General features: G+C 41.6%; 18 protein-coding genes. 9 read left to right on the top strand and 9 right to left on the bottom strand.

The window, feature by feature from the left end; genetic code table 11:
* Nucleotides 1–259: 259 nt before the first annotated feature.
* From L2747_RS11630 to L2747_RS11615, 4 genes are read left to right on the top strand one after another with little or no spacing between them, the layout of a single operon-like run.
* Nucleotides 260–994: a DUF1538 domain-containing protein gene (locus L2747_RS11630; RefSeq protein ID WP_248999198.1), complete on the top strand. Its 735-nt coding sequence runs from the start codon at nt 260–262 to the stop codon at nt 992–994.
* Nucleotides 995–1,780 (top strand): DUF1538 domain-containing protein, encoded by a 786-nt coding sequence (locus L2747_RS11625; RefSeq protein ID WP_248999197.1) that lies wholly within the window; start codon nt 995–997, stop codon nt 1,778–1,780. It begins immediately after the preceding gene.
* Nucleotides 1,770–2,120 carry a P-II family nitrogen regulator gene (locus L2747_RS11620; RefSeq protein ID WP_248999196.1) on the top strand — a complete coding sequence of 117 codons (351 nt, stop codon included), beginning with the start codon at nt 1,770–1,772 and terminating at the stop codon, nt 2,118–2,120. The genes L2747_RS11625 and L2747_RS11620 overlap by 11 nt, the downstream gene beginning before the upstream one ends.
* A complete protein-coding gene (locus L2747_RS11615; protein ID WP_248999195.1) occupies nt 2,117–2,524 on the top strand; it encodes a CBS domain-containing protein in 408 nt (135 codons plus the stop codon). The genes L2747_RS11620 and L2747_RS11615 overlap by 4 nt, the downstream gene beginning before the upstream one ends.
* A gap of 91 nt (nt 2,525–2,615) precedes the next feature.
* On the opposite strand, the gene L2747_RS11610 is transcribed toward L2747_RS11615, so the two are convergent.
* The 3 genes from L2747_RS11610 to L2747_RS11600 form a co-directional block, all read right to left on the bottom strand.
* Nucleotides 2,616–2,972, bottom strand: a complete 357-nt coding sequence (locus L2747_RS11610; RefSeq protein ID WP_248999194.1) for a glutathione S-transferase N-terminal domain-containing protein — start codon at nt 2,970–2,972, stop codon at nt 2,616–2,618.
* Between the two features lie 89 nt (nt 2,973–3,061).
* The gene (locus L2747_RS11605; protein ID WP_248999193.1) at nt 3,062–3,715 is read right to left on the bottom strand and encodes a Type 1 glutamine amidotransferase-like domain-containing protein; all 654 of its coding nucleotides are present in this window, start codon (nt 3,713–3,715) and stop codon (nt 3,062–3,064) included.
* A gap of 149 nt (nt 3,716–3,864) precedes the next feature.
* On the bottom strand, nt 3,865–7,002 hold the full coding sequence (locus L2747_RS11600; protein ID WP_248999192.1) for a DUF748 domain-containing protein: 3,138 nt from the start codon (nt 7,000–7,002) through the stop codon (nt 3,865–3,867).
* A 364-nt stretch (nt 7,003–7,366) separates the two neighbouring features.
* Between L2747_RS11600 and L2747_RS11595 the strand changes: the two genes are divergently transcribed.
* The 3 genes from L2747_RS11595 to L2747_RS11585 all read left to right on the top strand — a co-directional run bounded on the left by L2747_RS11595 (nt 7,367) and on the right by L2747_RS11585 (nt 8,990).
* Nucleotides 7,367–8,074, top strand: coding sequence for a DUF445 domain-containing protein (locus L2747_RS11595; RefSeq protein ID WP_248999191.1), 708 nt, complete (start codon nt 7,367–7,369; stop codon nt 8,072–8,074).
* Between the two features lie 145 nt (nt 8,075–8,219).
* On the top strand, nt 8,220–8,579 hold the full coding sequence (locus tag L2747_RS11590; RefSeq protein ID WP_248999190.1) for a VOC family protein: 360 nt from the start codon (nt 8,220–8,222) through the stop codon (nt 8,577–8,579).
* A 66-nt stretch (nt 8,580–8,645) separates the two neighbouring features.
* The gene (locus L2747_RS11585) at nt 8,646–8,990 is read left to right on the top strand and encodes a 5-carboxymethyl-2-hydroxymuconate Delta-isomerase (RefSeq protein WP_248999189.1); all 345 of its coding nucleotides are present in this window, start codon (nt 8,646–8,648) and stop codon (nt 8,988–8,990) included.
* A gap of 106 nt (nt 8,991–9,096) precedes the next feature.
* Here the strand turns inward: L2747_RS11585 and asnB are convergent, their stop codons facing one another.
* The 3 genes from asnB to L2747_RS11570 all read right to left on the bottom strand — a co-directional run bounded on the left by asnB (nt 9,097) and on the right by L2747_RS11570 (nt 13,942).
* The gene (asnB, locus tag L2747_RS11580) at nt 9,097–10,761 is read right to left on the bottom strand and encodes an asparagine synthase B (protein ID WP_248999188.1); all 1,665 of its coding nucleotides are present in this window, start codon (nt 10,759–10,761) and stop codon (nt 9,097–9,099) included.
* 486 nt (nt 10,762–11,247) lie between these two features.
* Nucleotides 11,248–12,906, bottom strand: coding sequence for a M28 family metallopeptidase (locus L2747_RS11575; RefSeq protein ID WP_248999187.1), 1,659 nt, complete (start codon nt 12,904–12,906; stop codon nt 11,248–11,250).
* Between the two features lie 289 nt (nt 12,907–13,195).
* On the bottom strand, nt 13,196–13,942 hold the full coding sequence (locus L2747_RS11570; RefSeq protein WP_248999186.1) for an HAD-IIA family hydrolase: 747 nt from the start codon (nt 13,940–13,942) through the stop codon (nt 13,196–13,198).
* 357 nt (nt 13,943–14,299) lie between these two features.
* Between L2747_RS11570 and L2747_RS11565 the strand changes: the two genes are divergently transcribed.
* Together L2747_RS11565 and L2747_RS11560 are read left to right on the top strand one after the other, a co-directional pair.
* The gene (locus tag L2747_RS11565) at nt 14,300–16,267 is read left to right on the top strand and encodes a tetratricopeptide repeat-containing diguanylate cyclase (RefSeq protein WP_248999185.1); all 1,968 of its coding nucleotides are present in this window, start codon (nt 14,300–14,302) and stop codon (nt 16,265–16,267) included.
* A gap of 249 nt (nt 16,268–16,516) precedes the next feature.
* Nucleotides 16,517–18,658, top strand: a complete 2,142-nt coding sequence (locus tag L2747_RS11560; RefSeq protein WP_248999184.1) for a TonB-dependent receptor — start codon at nt 16,517–16,519, stop codon at nt 18,656–18,658.
* Nucleotides 18,659–18,754: 96 nt separating this feature from the next.
* On the opposite strand, the gene L2747_RS11555 is transcribed toward L2747_RS11560, so the two are convergent.
* From L2747_RS11555 to purM, 3 genes are all read right to left on the bottom strand, one after another.
* Nucleotides 18,755–19,654, bottom strand: coding sequence for a class I SAM-dependent methyltransferase (locus L2747_RS11555; protein ID WP_248999183.1), 900 nt, complete (start codon nt 19,652–19,654; stop codon nt 18,755–18,757).
* A gap of 188 nt (nt 19,655–19,842) precedes the next feature.
* Nucleotides 19,843–20,487: a phosphoribosylglycinamide formyltransferase gene (gene purN, locus L2747_RS11550; RefSeq protein WP_248999182.1), complete on the bottom strand. Its 645-nt coding sequence runs from the start codon at nt 20,485–20,487 to the stop codon at nt 19,843–19,845.
* Entirely contained in the window at nt 20,487–21,527 is a 1,041-nt protein-coding gene (purM, locus tag L2747_RS11545; RefSeq protein WP_220782375.1) for a phosphoribosylformylglycinamidine cyclo-ligase, read from the bottom strand. Before purM ends, purN begins: the two co-directional genes overlap by 1 nt.
* Nucleotides 21,528–21,672: the final 145 nt, after the last annotated feature.

The following is a 21,672-nucleotide window of genomic DNA, read 5'->3' as shown; positions in this document are numbered from 1 at the left end:
AAAAGCAGCTTTGATTGAGGCGAAAACGTTCTACATCTTTGTTAGTTAATGAGGAACTGGTGCATAAATTAGTTGTTTAGGATGTTAGTCGAATATATTCGTGCATTTTAGTGACATATTTTTCTGTATGTATGGCAGGAGCTTGGTTTTTAAGTCGGAAAATTTGATCTAGCGCATGCTTAGTATAATGGTTGTTAATTACTTGTTGAGTTCTTTGCTGGGTTTGGCACACTGAAATTGTCGCCCACAAGGAGTGAGTATGGCTTCAATTCATCAATTATTTAAAGCGCTATTTAGTAGCTTTAAAGATTTAATTCCTATCATACTCGTCGTATGTTTTTTTGAACTTTTTGTGCTTCAACAAGCTCCTGACAATCTATTTTCTATTTTAATTGGCCTAATTTTTATTGTAGTCGGATTGACTTTCTTTGTATTCGGTTTGGAAATGGGATTGTTTCCTATTGGTGAGTCACTAGCGCAAGCGTTAGCTCGTAAAGGAAGTATCTTTTGGCTGGTGGTTTTTTCATTTTCCTTGGGATTTGGTACCACATTAGCTGAACCTGCTTTAACAGCTGTGGCTAACGAAGCTGCAGAAGTTGCTGCTGAAGCTGGGGCGATTAAAACCTCAGAGGAGTCGATGGATAGTTATGCTATGGGTCTAAGGTTAACGGTAGCGTTATCGGTTGGCTTGGCTATTTTGCTTGGTGTAGTGCGGATCTTAAAGGGTTGGCCAATCCATTATCTGATTATTTCAGGTTATATCATTGTCATGATCCTGACTTCATTTGCGCCAGAAAACATTATCGGTATTGCTTATGACTCTGGTGGAGTAACAACATCGACTATTACCGTGCCTTTGGTAACTGCGCTAGGTGTGGGCCTTGCTACGGTAATTAAAGGCAGAAATCCAATGTTAGATGGGTTCGGACTTATTGCTTTTGCCAGCTTAATGCCGATGATTTTTGTGCTGGTTTACGGGATGGTGGTGCTTTAAATGGAACTGCTTCAGCAAGTCATCGATACGCTGCTGGTAACCATACGCGACGTGGTGCCTATTGCTGTTATCCTATTTGGTTTCCAACTTGGTGTGCTTAAGAGGCCTGTGGCCAACTGGCGCAGGGTTGCCGCAGGCTTTGTATATGTGATTTTAGGCTTAAGTTTTTTTCTCGTAGGGCTAGAGATGGCGCTGTTTCCTATTGGGGAAAGTATGGCCGAACAGCTCACCTCTCATGAATTTATTCACAAAGATGACTTACACAATACTGTAAATGTTTGGCAGGACTATTACTGGGTTTATATTTTTGCTGCCGCGATAGGCTTTAGTACTACAATTGCTGAACCATCGCTTATTGCGGTTGCGATAAAAGCCAATCAAGTGTCTGGTGGCACTATCAGTATTCAAGGTTTGCGGATCTCAGTGGCTATTGGGGTCGCTTTTGGAATTGCGCTAGGTTGTTTTCGTATTGTGGTCGGCGATCCTATCCATTACTACATAATGGCTGGCTATGTGTTGGTAGTTATTCAAACTTTTTATGCCCCAAAGACAATTGTACCTCTGGCTTATGATTCTGGCGGTGTGACAACTTCAACGGTGACTGTGCCATTAGTCGCGGCTTTAGGGCTAGGTTTAGCGACAAATGTCGAGGGACGTAATCCGTTGATTGATGGCTTCGGGCTTATTGCCTTTGCTAGTTTATTTCCAATGATCACTGTGATGGGCTACGCCCAATTAGTGGAATTAAAAAAACGAACCCAAAAGGAGCGAGATAATGCGCTTTAAACTGATTCTGGTGTTTATTGACGATGCCTGCACCGATTCGATTCTAGAAGCTGCGCGCAGCAAAGGGGCTACTGGCGCCACAGTGATCAACCACGCTCGTGGTGAAGGGTTAAAAAAGCAGAAAACCTTTATGGGGTTATCGTTAGATATTCAGCGAGATGTCGTGTTGTTGCTGGTCGAAGAACATCTTTGCCGAGCCATTTTAGAAACGGTAAGCAAAGTAGGGGAGTTTGATAGTGATTCAGGAAAAGGCATTGCTATTCAGATTGATGTAGAGGATGCCGTCGGCGTTGCGCATCAGGTGCAAAAGCTGAGCCGTGATATTGAGGACCAAATATGAATAATCGTCACCCTATCAAAAACCATACAGTAATGAGCCAAGAATATGCAATGGTTGATGGCTTACAAACTGTTGCTGAGGCCATTGAGCTTGCACTTGAAAACAAAGTAAATGTGCTATTTGTGAATAAGCGCAATGACGATGATGAATATGGCATGGTGCTAATGAGTGATATTGCTAAAAAAGTGTTGGCCCAAGACAGATCGCCTGAACGAGTTAATGTGTATGAAATCATGGTTAAGCCAGTGCTATGTGTGCCTGGCACTATGGATGTACGCTATAGCGCACGTTTATTTGACCGATTTGGTATTACTAAAGCACCAGTTGTTGAAAACGGCAAGATTGCTGGACTTGTGAGTTATCACGATATTGTGCTCAAAGGTATGATAAATAGGTCGAGTTGACGGCATATTTTAAGCATTAATCAGTCTTGAAATAAAAAGGCAGCATATTAATGCTGCCTTTCGCGTTATAAAATTTGAATAATTAAGTTGCTTAAGCGAACTTTTTATCAAGAAAACCGATGATCTCAGATGATTCATACATCCAAGTTGATTGACCGTTTTCTTCAATTTTCATGCATGGTACTTGTAGTTTGCCACCGCCATTTAGCAACGTGCTCTTATGTGGCTCTTGCTTGGCATCTAAGGTTACTATGTTCAAACCTTGACGACGTAATGAGCGACGTACTTTTACGCAAAATGGGCATGCTTTGTATTCGTAAATAGTCATGTTGCTGGTGGCGTTGTCGATTTTTTGTTGTTCTTCTGCCGGACGCTTTAGTTTCTTAGGCGCAAAAACAAAGTTTAAAAACAAAATGATACGGCCTAATACCCAACGAATGATAAACATTAACTACCTCTGATGTATTGATACTCGCGCCGATTTTAACTCAAGCGTTACAGGGTTGAAAGTATTGATTAGAGAACTTTACAGCTGTTTTACGCTATAGCCCAATGAGGTTGCCCATATGAAAGGACCCTATTATCGATAACCGCTAGCGCTTCGTTATCGGCACATAAGCAAAGTTGTTGGCTAAAAGATGAAACCTGTTGTTTGAAGTCACCTTTTTGTAAAAGTTGGGCTGAGATATGTGGAGCAAATAGAAAGTCGACAAGATTTAATGCCGTTAGATCTGTTAGGTCACAATGGTTGCTATCACCACAAAGTACAGCACTGCTAATATTAGGAGTCATAATCATTGCGCCAGCACTGACGCCAATAACCGCGCCGCCATTAACCACAAATTGTCGTAATAACGGTAATAAGCCTTTTTGCTTAAGGGCGGCTAAAAAGCGAAAAGTATCGCCGCCAGACAGATGAATAGCATCACATTCCAGTAAAGCCATTAGGCTGCTTTGCAAAAAGCCCGATTCCAATTCAAGGTAGACTGATAGGTCAGCGCCAAGCCGTTTATATAGCAGCTGAGTTTGTTGATAATACTCTCGCGTAGGATCTGGCTGTGAGGCGATATAGCCTATTTTGATGGTGCCGCCGTTGTTTTCTGCATCGGTAGTTATGATTTCATTGAGTATAGATTTGATTGCCTTGTGGGCATTTTCGCTATTGGGGTCACTTAAAAAGGCGAGCTTCATCTTCAATCCTTTGAGCTTATAAACGTGTATATAAGACTAACTTAGCGTTAAGAACCGCTATTGTTAAGACGATTGAATCGAAAGTCCTTAATTTATAGAAAAAAGCACGCTATTAAGCGTGCTTTAGTGTTTAACAATAACTTGTCTAGCTAATTTGCTCCGAGCGTTAATAGTGCTTGGCTTGCGCCTGTATTAAGTTCTACTCGACTATCAAGCAGGAATACACGCTCTGGCGCGATACTTTTTTGTTCGATTAAATACCCTTTTACTGCTGCTGCACGAGACTGTGCTAGCAGACCTAAAGCTTCCTCGCTGACACGCTGTTTAGCTAAGCAGAGATTATACAGCGCGATGTGCCAGCGTTCAGTGACTTGCTCGTCATTGAGTTTTTGCTCGTCTTGGTGCTCAGCTTCAATTTTATCTTTCACTAATTCAGCTGAGCTTCCAATTTCAGTTTCATATAACGAAATCAGCGCTGCAGATAAAGCCCCATCAGTAGGGTAACGACTGGCTGATAGAGCTTTTGGCAATGCTGAGGTCTCCATTTTGGCGAGCTGCGCTAATTTGCTTTGTAGTTGCTGCTCGCTTAATGCTTGACTGTCGTCAATCATACTAACGCCGCCTTCAACATTTAACGTTAGCATAGGTCTATCGCCTAAGCCTTTTGCGAGCTTATCTAGTGTATCGACTTGCTTAGTATCAAGACTAGCAGCGCCCGCGGCAAAACTGATTTTGTCCAATTCATCGTCATCAGCACCAAGTAAACCCGCAAGTAAGCTAAACGGTGCGGTAACGGCTTTGGTGATCACATTGGTAAAGGCTGTCATCACGATACTGCCGATACTAAAGCTTGGATCTTCTACGTCACCAGATACTTGCAGGCCTAAGTCTATAACGCCATGTCGGTCTTGCAGTAAGGCAATGGCTAAGGTGACAGGTAATGTTGTAGCAAGGCTGCTATCGCTTGGCTTACCTAGTTTTAATTGGTCGACCACTAAGTGGTTATCACCCACAAGTTGGTTTTTATCCAGTTTATAATTGAGATCTAACGACAGTAAACCTTTGTCTATGTAGTAGCCTGCATAGGTGCCTGAGTATGGATTGACTGATGTCAGCTCGACATGCTTAAAACTTAGGGCGAGATCGAGATAGGGCTGCGCAAGTAATGGATTAATATCGCCTTTTAAGCTAACTGGGGCATAACGATCAATTTTCCCTTTAATATCAACTGAAGCAGTTTGTTCGCTGCTAGAAGATAGTTTACTGATCTCACCATCTAAATGCTCAATACTGGCAGCAAAGTTTGGCGTTAATGAATTATCAGCAAAGAAAGTCGAACCATCTTTGAAGCTTATTTTGTTGATTGTAAGCGCTAAAGGCGAGGCTGATTCATTTTGTTTGCTCGATACCTTAGCTGCTACAGTTGGTGTTTGTTTAGCGTGACTCGTCGTTGTTTGTTCACCAGCTGTTTGCTCTGTGACAATTAAGTCACCGATATTGGTTGTTTTATCTTTGGCAATAATAATGCGCCCAAAAGGCTTATTAAGCGCAACATGGTCAATACTGAGGCTATTAGCTGCTCGGTCAAAGGTAAGCTGGTTGATTGTTAATGCTTGCCACTTTAGGAGCTCTTTTTTCTGTACTGTGTCTTTTATCAGTAAATCATTAACATCTAAGGTGCCAGAATACGTCGCTTGCTCTGATTTTGCATCAAACGTAACAGCTCCTTGGGTGCTGAACTCACCTTTTTTAAGGCTGATATTGATATAAGGACTTAAGTAATCTTGCAGTTGTGGTAATGCAAAGTCTAAGACGGCAAGCTTAGCGTTGAGCGTTTGCTTGATAGCATCGAGATTGCCACTTGATTTGATTTTCCCCTGTTGATTGATATTGAGGGACAGCTGGTAGTCGATAGGGGTTTCAAGATTGGCGTTAATACTACCAGTGCTAAAGGCGATATCATCTAATTGCCATTGAGTATTTTTAGTCAGTAATTGCTCACTGATATTAACTTGATAACCTTTAAGCTCGATAGCATTTAAAACAGCATGCCAACGGCTAGGCACTGTTGCTGATAACGCTTGAGGAGTAGCTGCTTCCTCGGCACTCACTTTAGGCTGTTGACTTGTACTGTTTGTCGATGCTTGCGACTTGTTCGATGCAACTGGCGTAAATAGCTTAACTAAATCGACGCCGTTGTTATTTAGCTTCGCATTGACAATAAGCCCTTGAGTATCGAGTAACTCAGCACTAACAGATTGCTGATTAAGATCAAAATCAATGCCTTTTAAAGCAATCATAGGTAGCTTAATTATTGATTGTTTTTGGTAGTCAAAATTAATATCGCCAAATTGTATTTCGCCTTGATTGGTGGTTAATTTCAGTTGTTCATCTTGCAGCTTTAATTGGTAGTGACTCGATAAGCTGACATAACCAGATGTCAGTGCAGGCGAGAATTGCTCAGCAATAAATGACCAAAACTGAGGAAGCTGTATTTTGGTCAGCTGCAGATCGCCAACGATGTTAAGAGGAGACAGTTGTACCAAACCTTGCGTCGCAATCTCTCCGCCTTTACGGCCAGTAATATGGATAGCATAGTGGTTGGTTTGTTGCTCGTTGCCGAGATTATTAAGCGAAGTTGCAATGGCATGCTTTGAGTCAAAAAATGCAACGTTGAGATTGAGCTGCGGGTAGTGCAACTGGCTATTGGTCACCTTATCAACAAAGTTAAGGTCGGCACTCACTATGCTTAAGTTGCTGACAATAAAATGCGGAATACTGGCAGATTTTTGCTCGGAATTGGCCTCTAAGTTATCGGTTTCAGCCTGCTCTTTAGCCCGATTTGCGAAGGTATCTATGATGTCGGAAAAGTTAAAGCGTAATGCCTGCTGAGTAGCAAGGCGCTCAATATTCGCACTGGGAGCTGTTAGCGTAACATCGGCGATACTAAAGGCGGTGTTATACAGAGAATTCCAGAATTGGTATTCGAAGCTTAGCTGGTCAAAACCGATAAAGTCTTGATTATCAGTTTCTTTGATTTTGAATTTATCAATGGCTACTTCAAGTGTAAATGGGTTTATCTTAACGCTTTCAAGGGTAACAGGGCGCTGCAACAACGATGACAATTGTTTTGGAGCTTGTTTCACTAGTACATAGGGAACCAAAAGGCCAAGAATTACGGTAAAACTAAAGTAAATAGCACTCAATATAATGAGCAGACGCTGATATTTTGGACGTTGGCGATAGCTATTAAGGAGTGGTTTAAGCAACTTATTGATAAAAGACATACTAACCTTTGTCGATTCGTTTATGGCGGAGTGCTTGTCATGCTAACAGCGACGTTAAAAGTGCTGTTTGTTAAAGCCTGATACTTGCCCTACTAATTTTAGCTTCATTATCAGGTAAACGACTCTTGGATCATAATATTTTCTATTAAATCCCTTTAAATTATTAACGTATGAAAACAGTTGTTACAAACGCACTTTTGTTGTGAGCGATTTATCCATGGAGATAGGGGAGTTAACTACACAAATCCATGAGTTGGCGTTAATTGATCTTAGTGGAATGAAATAAGCGTGATGCTGACTATTGCTTCGGGTCTTTCTTGATTGATACCATAGCGCGTTTTCGATCTTGCTTTGGGGAATTAGCTTGAATAAAAGTGTTATTACTAATCTGCTAGCGGCCATTTTGGTTGCAGTGGGTTATTTGTTTGCTCTGCCGATTGTATTAACTGTTGGTTTGTTTGCGCTTTCTGGCGCGGTAACCAATTGGCTTGCGATTCATATGCTGTTTGAAAAAGTGCCAGGCTTATACGGTTCAGGTGTTATTCCGTCACGCTTTGAAGAGTTTAAAGCTGCAATAGCCAATTTGATGATGAAACAGTTTTTTACTGAAGAGAACATTGACCGATTTCTTTCTGGCGAGGGCGGAGTCGAGAAGCAACTTAACCTACAGCCTGTGATTGATAAAATTGATTTGTCACCGGCCTTTGATGCGTTAGTTAAAACGGTTGAGCAATCGTCACTCGGTGGCATGTTGGCAATGTTTGGTGGCAGTGATGCTATTACACCATTACGTGAGCCTTTTATTGAAAAAATGAAAAGTTCATTAAGCGAAATTGCCCAAAGTGACGATTTCTATGCGTTGGTAAAAGCCGAGCTTGAACAGCCGGATATGATTGCCGATATGCGCGCAAAAGTTGAAGAGATTGTGACGCAGCGACTCGATGAACTGACGCCACAGCTTGTTAAAGAGATTGTACAAGAGATGATCCGAGAGCATCTTGGTTGGCTTGTGGTTTGGGGCGGGGTATTTGGCGGCTTGATAGGTTTAGCGGCTGCCTTGATCCAAGGTTAACAGCTAAATAATTAAAACCATATTAAGGGAGCTAAGGCTCCCTTTTTTATTGCGGTGAATTGATGAGAAAGCTGCTAATGTTGGAGGCTGTTATTCGACGCTGATTATGTTTTAATCATTAAATAGGTTTGAAAAGGAGCCGGATATGCAACATCGTAATCAACATCATAGTATTAATTATTTAGAGATCCCTGTACACGATTTGGATAAGGCTAAAGCATTTTTTAGCCAGGTTTTTGCTTGGCAGTTTGTTGATTATGGGCCCGAATATAGCTGTTTTATTGACGTCGGTATTACAGGTGGATTTTTTGTTAGTGATAAGTCCTTTACCTGCGCGAACGGCTCTCCACTTATTGTTATTTATTCTGCACAGCTTGAAGTTACCCAAGATAAAATAACTGCCGCAGGCGGCGAGATAAGCCACAGCATTTTTTCCTTTCCTGGTGGTAGGCGTTTTCACTTTATCGATCCTAATGGCAATGAATATGCTGTTTGGTCTGAGTAACACTTATCAAAGCGCTTTATTGCAAACCAAAGTATGAGCTAATATTAAATATAAGAAGAGTTAATTATGCCGCACTGCACCATTGAGTATGCCGCCCCGTTAGCCGATGTATTGTCGGTAGAAGCTTTAGTGACTGCGTGTCATAGAGGATTAATTGAGTCTCAGCTGTTTGAACCAAGTGCTATTAAAACTCGTGCACTGCGCTGTGACTATTTTCAAGTTGGTGAAGATGAAAGCGGCAGTTTTATTCATCTCAATATTGCGATTATGCCAGGCCGCACTGATGAGCAAAAATCGCTGCTGCTTGAACGAGTATACGATGCTATTGCTCTTATTACCTCTGCAGTCAGTAGCGTTACGATAGAAGTCGTTGATATACAGCATAAGCATTACTTTAAAGTGTTAAATTAGCGAATAAAGTGAGCTATTTACACGTTCTAGAATAAGTGCGTTAGCAAAAAATATACCCAATAAAAAACCACTCAAGTGAGTGGTTTTTTATTGGGTATTGGTAGTTTTAGTAAGCGCTGTCGTGCACTGATTGCACTGCACGTCCTGATGGATCGATGATCCCTTGTAGGCTTTCATCCCACGCTAGCGCCTCTGGCGTTGAGCAGGCAACCGATTTACCACCTGGTACCGTTTCCGCTGCACTTGGCAATGGGAATAGCTCTTCAAAGAAAGTACGGTAGAAATAGGCTTCTTTGGTTTCAGGTGTGTTATATGGGAATCTAAACTTGGCGTTAGCCAGTTTTAAATCATCAACTTTTTCAGCTGCGTGATCTTTAAGTCCGTCAATCCAAGAGTAACCTACGCCGTCACTGAATTGCTCCTTTTGACGCCATGCCACTTCCTTAGGCAACTTGTGCTCAAAGGCTTCACGCAAAATGTGTTTCTCAATTTTACCGTTCTTCGACATTTTAGCTTCTGGGTTAGTGCGCATCGCGACATCCATAAACTCTTTGTCTAAGAAAGGAACGCGAGCTTCAAGTCCCCATGCCGCCATCGCTTTGTTAGCGCGTAGGCAATCGAATAGGTGTAGCTTATCGAGTTTACGGACTAGCTCTTCATGGAAGGCTTGTGCGTTTGGCGCTTTATGGAAGTAGAGGTAACCGCCGAACAACTCATCGGCCCCTTCGCCTGATAACACCATCTTAATGCCCATGGCCTTGATTTTTCTTGCCATTAAATACATTGGCGTTGCAGCGCGAATGGTGGTGACATCATAGGTTTCTAAGTGGTAAATCACGTCTTTAATAGCATCAATACCATCTTGGAAGGTAAAGGTGATTTCATGGTGAATGGTACCAATGGCATCGGCAACTTTCTGCGCCGCAATTAAGTCTGGTGCACCTTCAAGTCCAACGGCAAATGAGTGCAGTTGAGGCCACCAAGCACTGCTTTCTCCGTCGTCTTCAATGCGATGTTTGGCAAATGTTTGGGTGATGGCTGAAATCACTGATGAATCCAGTCCACCTGATAGCAGCACACCGTATGGGACGTCTGACATAAGCTGGCGTTTCACGGCTGCTTCTAATGCATCACGTACATCTTCTGCGCTAGCAGGGTTATCTTGAACAGCGACAAACTCACGCCAGTCTCGTTGGTAGTAATGGGTTAATTCCCCTTTCTCGCTTGATAGGTAGTGGCCAGGAGTAAAGGTTTCTACCGTTTTACATACTGGCATTAATGCTTTCATTTCAGAGGCAATATAGAAGTTACCTTCAGCGTCATGGCCTGTGTAAAGAGGGATGATCCCCATATGGTCACGACCAACCAGATAAGTGTCTTTGGTTTTGTCGTAAAGTACAAAAGCAAAGATGCCGTTTAACTTATCTAAAAACTCAGTACCGTATTCCTGATATAGCGCCAAAATAACTTCACAATCAGAGTTAGTTTGGTAGCTGTACTTGTCACCTAGCTCTGCTTTCAGCTCCTTGTGGTTGTAGATCTCACCGTTAACGGCCAACACGATAGAACCATCTTGGCTAAGTAACGGCTGTGCACCGTGTTCAATATCGACGATAGCTAAACGCTCGTGGGCTAAAATCGCTTTATCACTGCTGTAGATCCCTGACCAATCTGGGCCGCGGTGGCGCAGTAGTTTAGACATTTCAAGAGCGACTTGACGCAGTGGTGTTGCGTCTGACTGGATATCTAAAATTGCAAAAATTGAACACATGTGTCACTCCAAAAATTCTGTCTTAAACGTAATTGAGTATTAATCTGCCATTGAAAATTGAAGAATACAAATCCGTTTTTGAATAATAACTGTTAAATGTGGCTTTTTACCTAGTTAAATTTAGATTTTTGAATCATTAAAATGATAATTCTATAGTTTAACGGTTGTAATTGTACTGTATCGGTAATTTGTAGGGGGGGATTGCTCAGTTTGATTGGACATATCGTAATGTGGCTTCAATTAAAATGAATTGTGAAAATTAATTGAAAAATCCATATTTTTTGCTGATTATCTGCTCGGTTTTAGCTGGATGTGACTAAAGCTCATATTTAAATTTAATAAAAGTGGCTGCTAGAGTGATAAAAAAAAGCCGACAAGTGGGTGGCAAGTCGGCTGGTTGAAAACCTTCAAATAGGTAAAATGTTACTGGATACTTTATTAGAAAAAGTGGTGATCCCTTTTGTGGCTAATCACTCAAGTGCTGCTTTATTTACTGGCTTGCTCTAAGGTGTCGTTAGCCGGGCGTAGAGCGTTAAATTCAGTGCCCTTAAAATAGCCGGGCCAATCACTATTGTTACCTAACGCTGTGGCTGCTTGATAGTAAACGGCTAAATCTTCTAAAGCACCAGATAGGTCCCAGTCTTCTCGATACTCGTCGCAAACATTGTGATAGCAACCTTTCATTTTAAGTTTCATTGCTGCTTTATATTGAGCCGTTGCGTCATCGATTGGCTCACTACCACCACCAGCAAATACTGCTGGAACGCCTTCTTTAGCGAAGCTGAAATGGTCTGAGCGGAAAAATCCGCCTGACTCTGGATACTTTTCGCTTTTAGCTGTGCGATTTTGGCTTGTAAGCGCCTCAATAAGATAGTTTTCAAGCTCTGATTTGCCTTTACCTATTATGGTGTAATCGCTAGTACGTCCATAAATGTTGGTACTGTCTAGATTAAATACCGCTACGGTCTTATCTAATGGATAAATAGGGTTTGTAGCGTAATAGCGAGAGCCGAGTAAACCCTGTTCTTCACCTGTTGTTGCCACAAAAGTGACTGAACGGGCTAGAGGGTTACCATTTTTGGCTTGGTTAGCAAGTTGGCGGGCAATTTCTAAAATGCCTGCGGTGCCAGAGGCGTTATCCAAGGCACCGTTATAAATCTGATCGCCTTCTTTACTGCTATCTATACCGATATGATCCCAATGTGCTGTAAATAAGATCTGTTCGTCAGGACGGCTATTACCGGGTAATGTCGCCACGACGTTGTAACTATTAGCGTATTGAGCTTGATTGGCGAACTCAATTGAAGCCGTTTGATTTAATGGTAAGTTGATAGGGCTTGCTGCTGCGCGGTCAGACACAGTGGCTAATGATAAGCCTGCATTGTCAAAGAGTTGCTCCGCGATATTGTAAGTGATCCAACCTTCGACTTTCACACGTTGTGCTTGCTGTTGTTGGCTTCTGACAAGGTCTTGTTGGGCACCGGTCCAGCTGTTTTCCACCACCGACCAAGGATAAGAGGCTGGTTTGGTGTCGTGAATGATGATGGCTCCTAATGCGCCTTGTCGGCTCGCTTCTTCAAACTTGTAGCTCCAACGGCCGTAGTAGGTCATGGCTTTACCATTAAACTTTCCAGAGTTAGGTAAAGCAAAGCCGGGATCATTAACCAAAATGACCGCAATTTTGCCACTCATATCGAGGTCTTGATAATCGTTCCATTGATACTCTGGAGCGTTAATGCCGTACCCAACAAAAACAAGCGGTGCACTATTGATATCAATATTTTCTACATCATGACGGCTGCCTAGTACCACATCTTGGCGATGCTTTAACGGCAAGTCACCTAAGCGGATTGTTTGCTCATCGGATGCGGTGTAGGTAACCATAGGTACGGCTTGCAAATAATTTTTGCCATTTGGCTTATTGAGGCCCATTTCTGCAAAGGCGTTACTTAAATAGTCTAAAGTTAATTGCTCGCCTTTAGTGGTTGGCGCACGTCCCTCAAATTCGTCTGATGAAAGGGTTTTGATATCTTGACGAAAACGCTTTTCATCAAAAGATACATCTGTGACATTGGTAATATTTGTTGGATGTTGGCTGCAGGCTGTCAGTATGGTGAGTGCGCAAACAGGTAAAATTGAACGCATGTAAAGGCCTTATTATTGTTGTTTTAGACTTTTTTATTACGAGGATGATGGCGGAAAAAGACGCCAATTGGCAAGCGATGAGGCTGATAATCTAATGACTAAAATGTTACTTAATATTGCACTGAGTGGTGACAGGTTAAGAGTCCTGTTAGAAAATTATGATAGCAAAGCGGAAATATAGATAGCAGCACTAACGTAATAGTGCTGCCCAAGAATCGTGGTTATACAATCGAATGACCTTAGCTAGTTATAAAGCCAAGGTTATAAAGGGACATTTCTAGGATAATATTTAGACCACGTCGATATCACCCGCACAATCAAAGATATGGTTAGGCCTAAAGGGCTCTTTTTCAATATCGGCAATGGAGCTAACGCCGCTGGTGACTAATATTGTCTCAAGACCCGCTTGAAAACCTGCCAGAATATCAGTGCGCATATTGTCACCAATAATCACCGTATTTTCTGAGTGTCCGCCTATGTGGTTAAGCGCTGAACGAATAATCCATGAGCTTGGTTTACCAACATAAAACGGCTTTTTACCGCTAATACGTTCAATAGGTGCACATAAGGCGCCACAAGCGGGGCTGAATGAGGGCCCGTGGGTATCAGGATTGGTGGCAATAAAACGTGCACCTTCACTCACAAATTTTGCAGCCTTATGGATCATATCCCAGTTATAAGAGCGTGTCTCACCAACAATCACAAAGTCGGGGTTGATATCGGTAATGGTAAAGCCAGCTTTGTACAATTCATGGGTTAGTGCGCCCTCACCAATCACATAGGCCTTGGTCCCTTGCTGATGCTTTAAAAAATCTGCAGTGGCCATGGCGGACGTATAAAAACACTCTTCAGGGATGTTGAGACCTGCGGAGCCTAATCGGTTTTGTAGATCTTTACCCGTTTGTACCGGGTAGTTAGTCAGTATAACGAGCGGGTTACCTTGCTCTACTATGCGGTTAATAAACTTATCACTTCCGGGAATAAGCTGGTTGTTGTGCAGTAACACTCCATCAATATCGCAAATAATATTTTTCATCTGACTCTCTTACTTCACATTAGTTTGCCGAATAATTAGCCTTTATCTAATGCCAACTTGCCCCTAAAAACAATAATATTTGTAGATTTATTTTCTATTTAGCTCAAAAAGCCTCTGCTTGAAACTTGTTTAGGTAACAGCTTTTAGCGATTGTGTTACCTATGCTTTCAAACCGTGTTCACATCTTTTAACTTTTGGTGACATTTATGTTGACCTTATCTTGTTTTCAGATATTGTGTGACGAACCTCATAAATCATAAGTGACGCAGGCTGTAACGACTTGTTTTCACGATTAATTATCACGTAAATGAACAACTTTTCACTCCAAATGCTTTCTGCCTATTCAGCGATTTGTATATGAATAAAATCACCGCATTGATTATTTTTGTAGGGATGATGCTCTATTCACATGCCGCTATATCTGTTGAATTTTCGCCACTAAATCCCCTTTCTAAACTCACTCAAGGTGACGAGATTATCGAGCTTCTCAATAGTAAAACCATTGAGGCTGAAGATAAGCGCAGAAAGTTAGCAGAACTTATTACTGTCAAACAGGCAAAAACATCACCTTATTATGCGTTCGCTTACTATAGGATCCTACATGATATCGAGTTGTCGAATGGTGCGCCCAAGTTGGCTGAGCGTGCAATTGAGAACTTGGCAACAGTGGCTAAAATACATGATCAGGCTTGGTTGATTGCTGAAGCTAAGATGTGGCAGGCTACTTTTGCGGCTAAAGAAAGTAGGGTTGAAGATGGCTTTACGTTAATAGATGATGCGATAGAGCTGTCTAAAGAAGCGAATTTTACCCATTTAACTGGCCGCGCTTATAACGTTAAAGCGGCACTGTTTTTCTTCCAATCACAATACTACTCAGCGCTTGAGTATTATCTTAGTGCTCTTGATATCTTTATTTTGCAGCCTGAAGATCCATACGTCAGTAAGGTTTTGTCTAATGTGTCGCTTATCTATCTTGAAATAGAAGAATGGGATAAAGCATGGCAAGCCAATATGAACGCGCTAGAGCATGTCGATAAGTATGGCGGCAGTTATGAACAGCTCAGTGTATTTAACAATAATTCAGCGTTCATTTTAGAAAGGCTTGATAGAGTTGATGAAAGTGAGCCTTACCTTATTGCTGCAAGAGAAAATGCAGCCTTGAGTGGGAACTTACGCGTACAGCTTAATGTGCAGATTGCATGGATTAATTATTATCTAGCGACCGAACAATATTTGTTTGCTGGGAAGATTTCGCGTCAATGTGTGGCGAATGCTTCTGAATATCAATACAAGGTATTTGAGGCTGATTGTAGCCGCATGTTAGCTAAATCTTTGGTTAATCAAGGGAAGATTGCAGAAGGATTATCAGCATTAGATGTCTGTAAATCGTATTACCAAGAGATAAACAATCAATCCGGTTTAGCCGATATGTTTAATACTTATGCCTTGGCTTACGAGGCTTTAGGAGATTTTGAAACTGCGCTGGCTCACCAACGAAGATCGAATGAAGAAAGTAAAAGTTTGTTGTTTGATAAACGCGGAAAAATGTTATTAAACCTGACTGAAAGTTATAAAGAGAAATATCGTGAGCAAGAAGTTGCATTGTTAAAGGCTGAAAATGATGCTCATGAAGCGCGTTTAGCTGAACAAACAATTCGAGAAAAGTTTCTGTGTTTTTTTATTCTAGTTGCTGTTATTTCAATATCATTATTAATTAAAAAGCGTTACTGGTTAGAAAACGATAACAAAAATCTGCAAACATCTAACTTGGAGTTGTATAAGCAATCTAATGTCGATGCTTTAACCGGACTTTATAATCGTCGCTATTTTTTGGACTTCTTAGCTCAACAGCAAACCGCGGGCGTGAACACGCAAATGTGTTTAGCGATTATTGATATCGACCATTTTAAAGTCGTAAATGACACATACGGGCATGATATCGGTGATGAGGTCTTAATTAAAGTGGGTCAAATTATTCAAAAGAATATTCGCGAACAGGATCTATTAGTTCGATGGGGCGGAGAGGAGTTTGTTCTGTCTCTTAGTTGGTCGGCGTCTAGCTGTGTAGTAACGGTTATTGAGCTGCAGAGGCGTTTTGAGCGCGTGCGTAAAGCGATTGCCAATACGCCGATTTCTGCGGGTAAACAGGTGCTCAATCTGACGGTTTCAATCGGTGTAGGGAAGCGTTTAAATGCGTCATTATTAAAAGATTGCTGGCAAGGTGTGCTAGAAGGCGCTGATAAAGCATTGTACCGAGCAAAGGCACAAGGACGTGATAAAGTTGTGCTGGTTGAACAGTTTAAAAATATCGACAGAAAATCTTAATTCCCACTCTAAGGTAATGTTTACCTGTAACTTTTCAGATGAAGTGAGCACGTAACATTGAATGGCTTTTAGGTTTAAAAAGTCATTCAAATAATCGCAGTGCCATGCACTTCACTTGCCGCCAGCGCTCATGTCCTGTTATTTCTATATGTATATTAAGTTGATGCGATTGTAAATGTTATGTAAGTTCGTTGCTATCCATTGGTAAATGTTAATAATAGTCGTTCTCATTTATTTATGGAAAGACAAGTGAAGTTAAGTATTTTAGGATTAGCAGTATTGAGTGCTTTAGCAAGCCAATTAGCTATGGCCGAGCAAGGTAATAACGCATCAAATCAATCTGAAGATATGGAACACATTGTTGTTACTGCTTCACCATTTGCGCAAAAGCTAAGTGATACACCCAATTCAGTTTTTATTGTATCAGAGGAAGATTTGGACATGCAGCGTGTGGTTGCACGTAATCTGTCTGAGATGATCTCCAATTTAGTACCAGGATTTTCTCCAAGTACCGAAACCATGTCTACATTTGGTCAAAACTTTCGTGGCGGTAAAGCGATAGTGATGATTGATGGCGTACTTATTTCAACCACACTTCGTGCTGGTGGACGCGATCTACAATCTATCTCTGTAGATGTCATTGAAAGCATTGAGGTGATCAAAGGTGCAAGCGCTATGTATGGCAATGGTGAAGCGGGCGCTATCATCAACGTAATCACCAAAAAGCCGAGCGTAAATTTTGAAATGCAGACTCGAGTGGGTGTTGAAGCGTTTGCTGATGAGCTTTCTGATGCGGGTTACAGTATTTCTCAGAGCTTTTCCGGTACAACCGATTCAGACCTAGGCTACTTACTTAACTTATCAGGTAAAGATCGCGGTAACCTTTACGATGCTGATGGCGAGCAATTACCTGGCGCACCGAATAATCAAGGCGGTATGGGGGATGCCGATGAGTACGACGTATTGTTTAAGCTTGAGCAAGAGTTTGAATCTAGTCGTTTAGCTATGCTTGCTCACCATTACTATATTGAAAATAAGCTGCACTATAAGCGTAATGTTAATGAAGAAAATGGTCTTATTGAAATTGACAAAAGTGAGCCGTATGTAGGACCTAATCCGTCAACCAAACTTAGCACTGTGCAGCTTACTTACGATCAAGATGACTTCTTCAGCCAACAATTAAGCCTGTCTGCCTATTACAGCAAAGTAAACGTGGGTTATGAATCAGCATCTGAGATTGTGTCTACCCGCAGTGGTTTTAAAGCGGCTATGCAGTGGACGATTAATGATAGAAGTCGTTTAGCTTATGGCTTTGAATACGGCAAAGATAATACCGAACAAGGCCGAGATCGTGACGTGCTTACTGGTATCGATGCGGATGGTAATCCTACTACTCAGTCTCAATATATTTGCTCGGTATGTGATTTAACTGAAACTAAATTAAGCCCATTTGCACAATATTGGAATCAAGTGACTGATGATTTGACGCTACAAGCGGGTTTACGCTATGAGAACTTTGAAATCGAAGTGCCAGATTATATGCGTTATAAGCGCGGTGTTCTTAGCGCCAAACAAGGAGATACACTAAAGTACGATAAGCCTTTGGTGAACTTAGGTCTCGTTTATAATATTGCCGATAGCACTGACATTTTTGCCAGTTACTCTCAGGGCTACTCTCACGCAGATATGCGTATGCTTAGAGATATGCCTGTCGACAGTGTTGCAGAGTTCGCGGCTGATATCCCTGCCACCCAAACAAACTATTATGAAACGGGCTTGCGTTATAGCGATGACAGCCTGCAAGGGAGTTTATCTTTCTTCTACTCAGATATAAAAGATGGTTATGCCTATGATTATAATGTGGATTCACAAGCGGATAAGCGCGTAGCGGCAGTCATCGTTGCTGATGAACAAATTTGGGGATTTGAGGCGACGCTAGATTATCAGATTAACCGTGAAATTAAGTTTGGTACTAGCGTATCAATGTCAGAAGGTAAGCGTATCAATAGCGAAACGGGTGATGATTACTGGATTAATGGCACTCGGATCACGCCGATTAAAGCATCCATTTACGGTGATTACCGCTTTAACGATATAGCCTCATTGCGTCTGCAAGCAAACTACGTAGGCGATAGAGATAAGCATGATCGCGAAAGCGATGCCGGTTATAGTTTCTATGAGTCGCCTTATGACGGATATACCTTAGTGGATTTGGTATCAACGTTTGATACAGATTATGGCCGTTTTACTTTTGGTATTGATAACCTGCTCAATGAAGACTACCAACCACTGGTTTCACAGATGAATAAAGAAGTTATTTGGGAAACTTACCGTAGCCAGTTTTCAGGTTATGGACGCCGCTTAGCACTAGAGTACAGTATTAATTACTAGTTTACTTAGTTGTTGATTGGGGCATCTAGTCACTTTCAAAAGTAAATGGCCGCTTGTTACTTTTTTAACAAGCGGCCATTTTTATAGCGCTTAACTTTAGTTTTTTGCTATTTCTGGGAACTTACTAGCAAAAATCCCGTTTTCGATTCTTAAACATGGGATATCACCAATAATAGGGTAGGCGACTAACGCCTCTGGACTATAAAAAGCATTATTGATTAGTGTTATTGGCGTTTTGAATTTAGGGCAAGCAAACACATTTTCTGGTAAATCTGTATTGCTTTGTTTAGATATGATTGTCAAAGCAGTAGGGTTTAGTGGATTTGCAGAAGATGAGAATAGCTGATGTTTTAAAACATCGTAACCCAATGATTTAGCTATTGCAGGTAAGTTTTTACAGTAACCATGGGAATCCATTCGTTGGCGTATTTCTTCGTTTGATAATTCGTAACCAGGTTCAAGTAAAATTAGGTATTTATTGGTAACACGATAGAGCTCTTTAAGGATCGCTTCTTCGTTTCCACCATTTGGCTCAATTGAGTGTGATGTATAAACGATATCAATAGCATTATCGATAAATGGCATATTAAAAAGGTCGCCAGTACATAATGTGGTGTTAGTTACACCTTGGCTTAGCAACCATTCTTTAGCATAGGCGACTCTCGACCAGCTCAAATCAAAGCCATAGCTTTTTGTTGGTTTGTTTAAACTTTTAATAACTCCTGAAAGGGTTGTCGCTTCACCAACACCTGCTTCTAGTATTGATTTAGGCTCACACAAAGAAAGTATGACATTGGCTATTTCAGCAGAATATTCAGCTTTATGCTTCGCCATTGCTTCATTTTTCATAGCTTCAGTATACGAGCCTGTTTGCATGTCATAGGAGATCTCAATGATTTCCGGAGTATTATGATCGATATTGAGTTCTTTTCGTAACAAGGCACTGATATTTTGCCCCTGAGCATATAATTTTTCTAATTCTTTAGGTGTAATCATATTTGGTACCGTTACTTTTTTAATTGCTTATGTTGGCATTGTTATGCAGCTATAGAGTATCAAAAATATCCTAGCTAACACACTGAAAAAAGGGAGGACTTGAGTACTTGAAAGCTAAAAAAGCAACAATAGTTCCAAATAAAAAGGCACCGAAAGGTGCCTTTTTGCCATACTATGATTTTTAATGCTTAGTCAGCAGCATAACCATTAATTGGCAGTGCTTGATTATCCAATTGCGCTACACCATCAACCATGGTTAAACGGTTTTGGCTGAACCATTTAACCACTAGAGGGTAAATAGCATGCTCTTGCTCATGTACACGCTCTGCTAAAACCTCGGCAGTATCATCTTCATAAACAGGCACTTTAGCTTGTAAGATAACGGGGCCGGCATCAAGCTCTGGCGTGACAAAGTGCACGCTTGCGCCATGTTCAGTGTCTTTAGCGTCGATAGCACGTTGATGGGTGTGTAAACCTGTATATTTAGGCAAAAGAGAAGGGTGGATGTTGACCATCTTACCTTCAAAACGTTGCACAAATTCGTCGCTTAAAATACGCATAAAGCCAGCTAAAACCACAAGGTCTGGCTGATACTTTTCAATCGCGCTAAGCAGACGTGCATCGTACTCTTGCCTAGTTTCGCCTGTGTGAGCTATCACGCAGCTGGTATCAATCTCATTGTGGTGGGCGCGAACTAATCCGTAAGCGTCTGGTTTATTGCTTATGACGCCAACAACGTCAGCTTGAAGATTATCGTCACAACCATCGATAATGGCTTGTAAATTACTGCCGTTACCTGAAATTAATACTAAAACGCGACAACTCTGGGGCATTACAGGATCTCCACTTGCTCTTCTTCGCCGTTACGCTTGGCAATGCTACCAATTAACCATGCGTTCTCGCCCTCTGCATTTAGCAATGTTAAGGCTGAATCGACTTTGTCTGCTGGTAGGGCGACAACCATACCAACACCGCAGTTGAAGGTGCGGTACATTTCAAATTGTGAAATATTACCGTTTTCCATCAACCAGTTAAATACGACTGGCCATTGCCATGAGTCGCTGTTTACCACTGCTTTGCAATCTTCAGGTAGTACGCGTGGGATGTTTTCCCAGAAGCCACCACCAGTGATATGTGACATTGCGTGAACATCGTGCTGTTCAAGCAATTTAAGCAGTGATTTAACGTAAATTTTTGTTGGCTCTAATAAATGATCTATTAGTGGCTTACCAGCAAGTTCTTGCTCTGGATCTGCCTTGCTCACTTCTAATACCTTACGGATAAGTGAGAAACCATTTGAATGAGGACCGCTTGAAGCTAATGCGATAAGGGCATCACCGTCTTGCACTTTAGTGCCGTCGATGATGTCTTCTTTTTCAACTACGCCAACGCAGAAACCTGCTAGGTCGTAGTCATCGCCTTCGTACATGCCTGGCATTTCAGCAGTTTCACCGCCGATAAGTGCACAGCCTGATTGTACACAGCCTTCTGCAATGCCTTTTACTACAGAGGTTGCAACTTCAACATCAAGTTTGCCTGTCGCATAGTAGTCAAGGAAGAACAGTGGCTCTGCACCAGCAACGATAAGGTCATTTGAACACATGGCGACTAAGTCGATACCGACGTTGTCGTGCTTTTTAAAGTCGATAGCAAGACGTAACTTAGTGCCAACACCATCAGTGCCTGAAACCAGTACTGGATGCTTATACTTAGTTGGTAGCTCACAAAGTGCACCAAAACCACCTAGATTGCCCATAACTTCTGGACGGCGGGTACGTTTTACTGCTGACTTGATGTTGTTAACTAGTGCATTTCCGGCATCAATATCAACGCCTGCATCTTTATAGCTTAGTGGGGTAGTAGGAGTGCTCACGGAGATCCTCTCGGGTACGGGTATCGATTATTATTGGATTTTACGCGGCGCTATTCTATCAGCTTGTGAGTAGCGTCGAAAGGTAAGTTTTTCAATTAACTTAGCGACAGAGGTCACGATTTACCGCCTTTTTGAAACTTTAAGT

Source organism: Shewanella marinintestina (genome assembly GCF_023283845.1).
GTDB lineage: Bacteria > Pseudomonadota > Gammaproteobacteria > Enterobacterales > Shewanellaceae > Shewanella > Shewanella marinintestina.
Note: the sequence above shows the minus strand (reverse complement) of the source record. Positions and strands in the feature narration are given on the sequence as shown.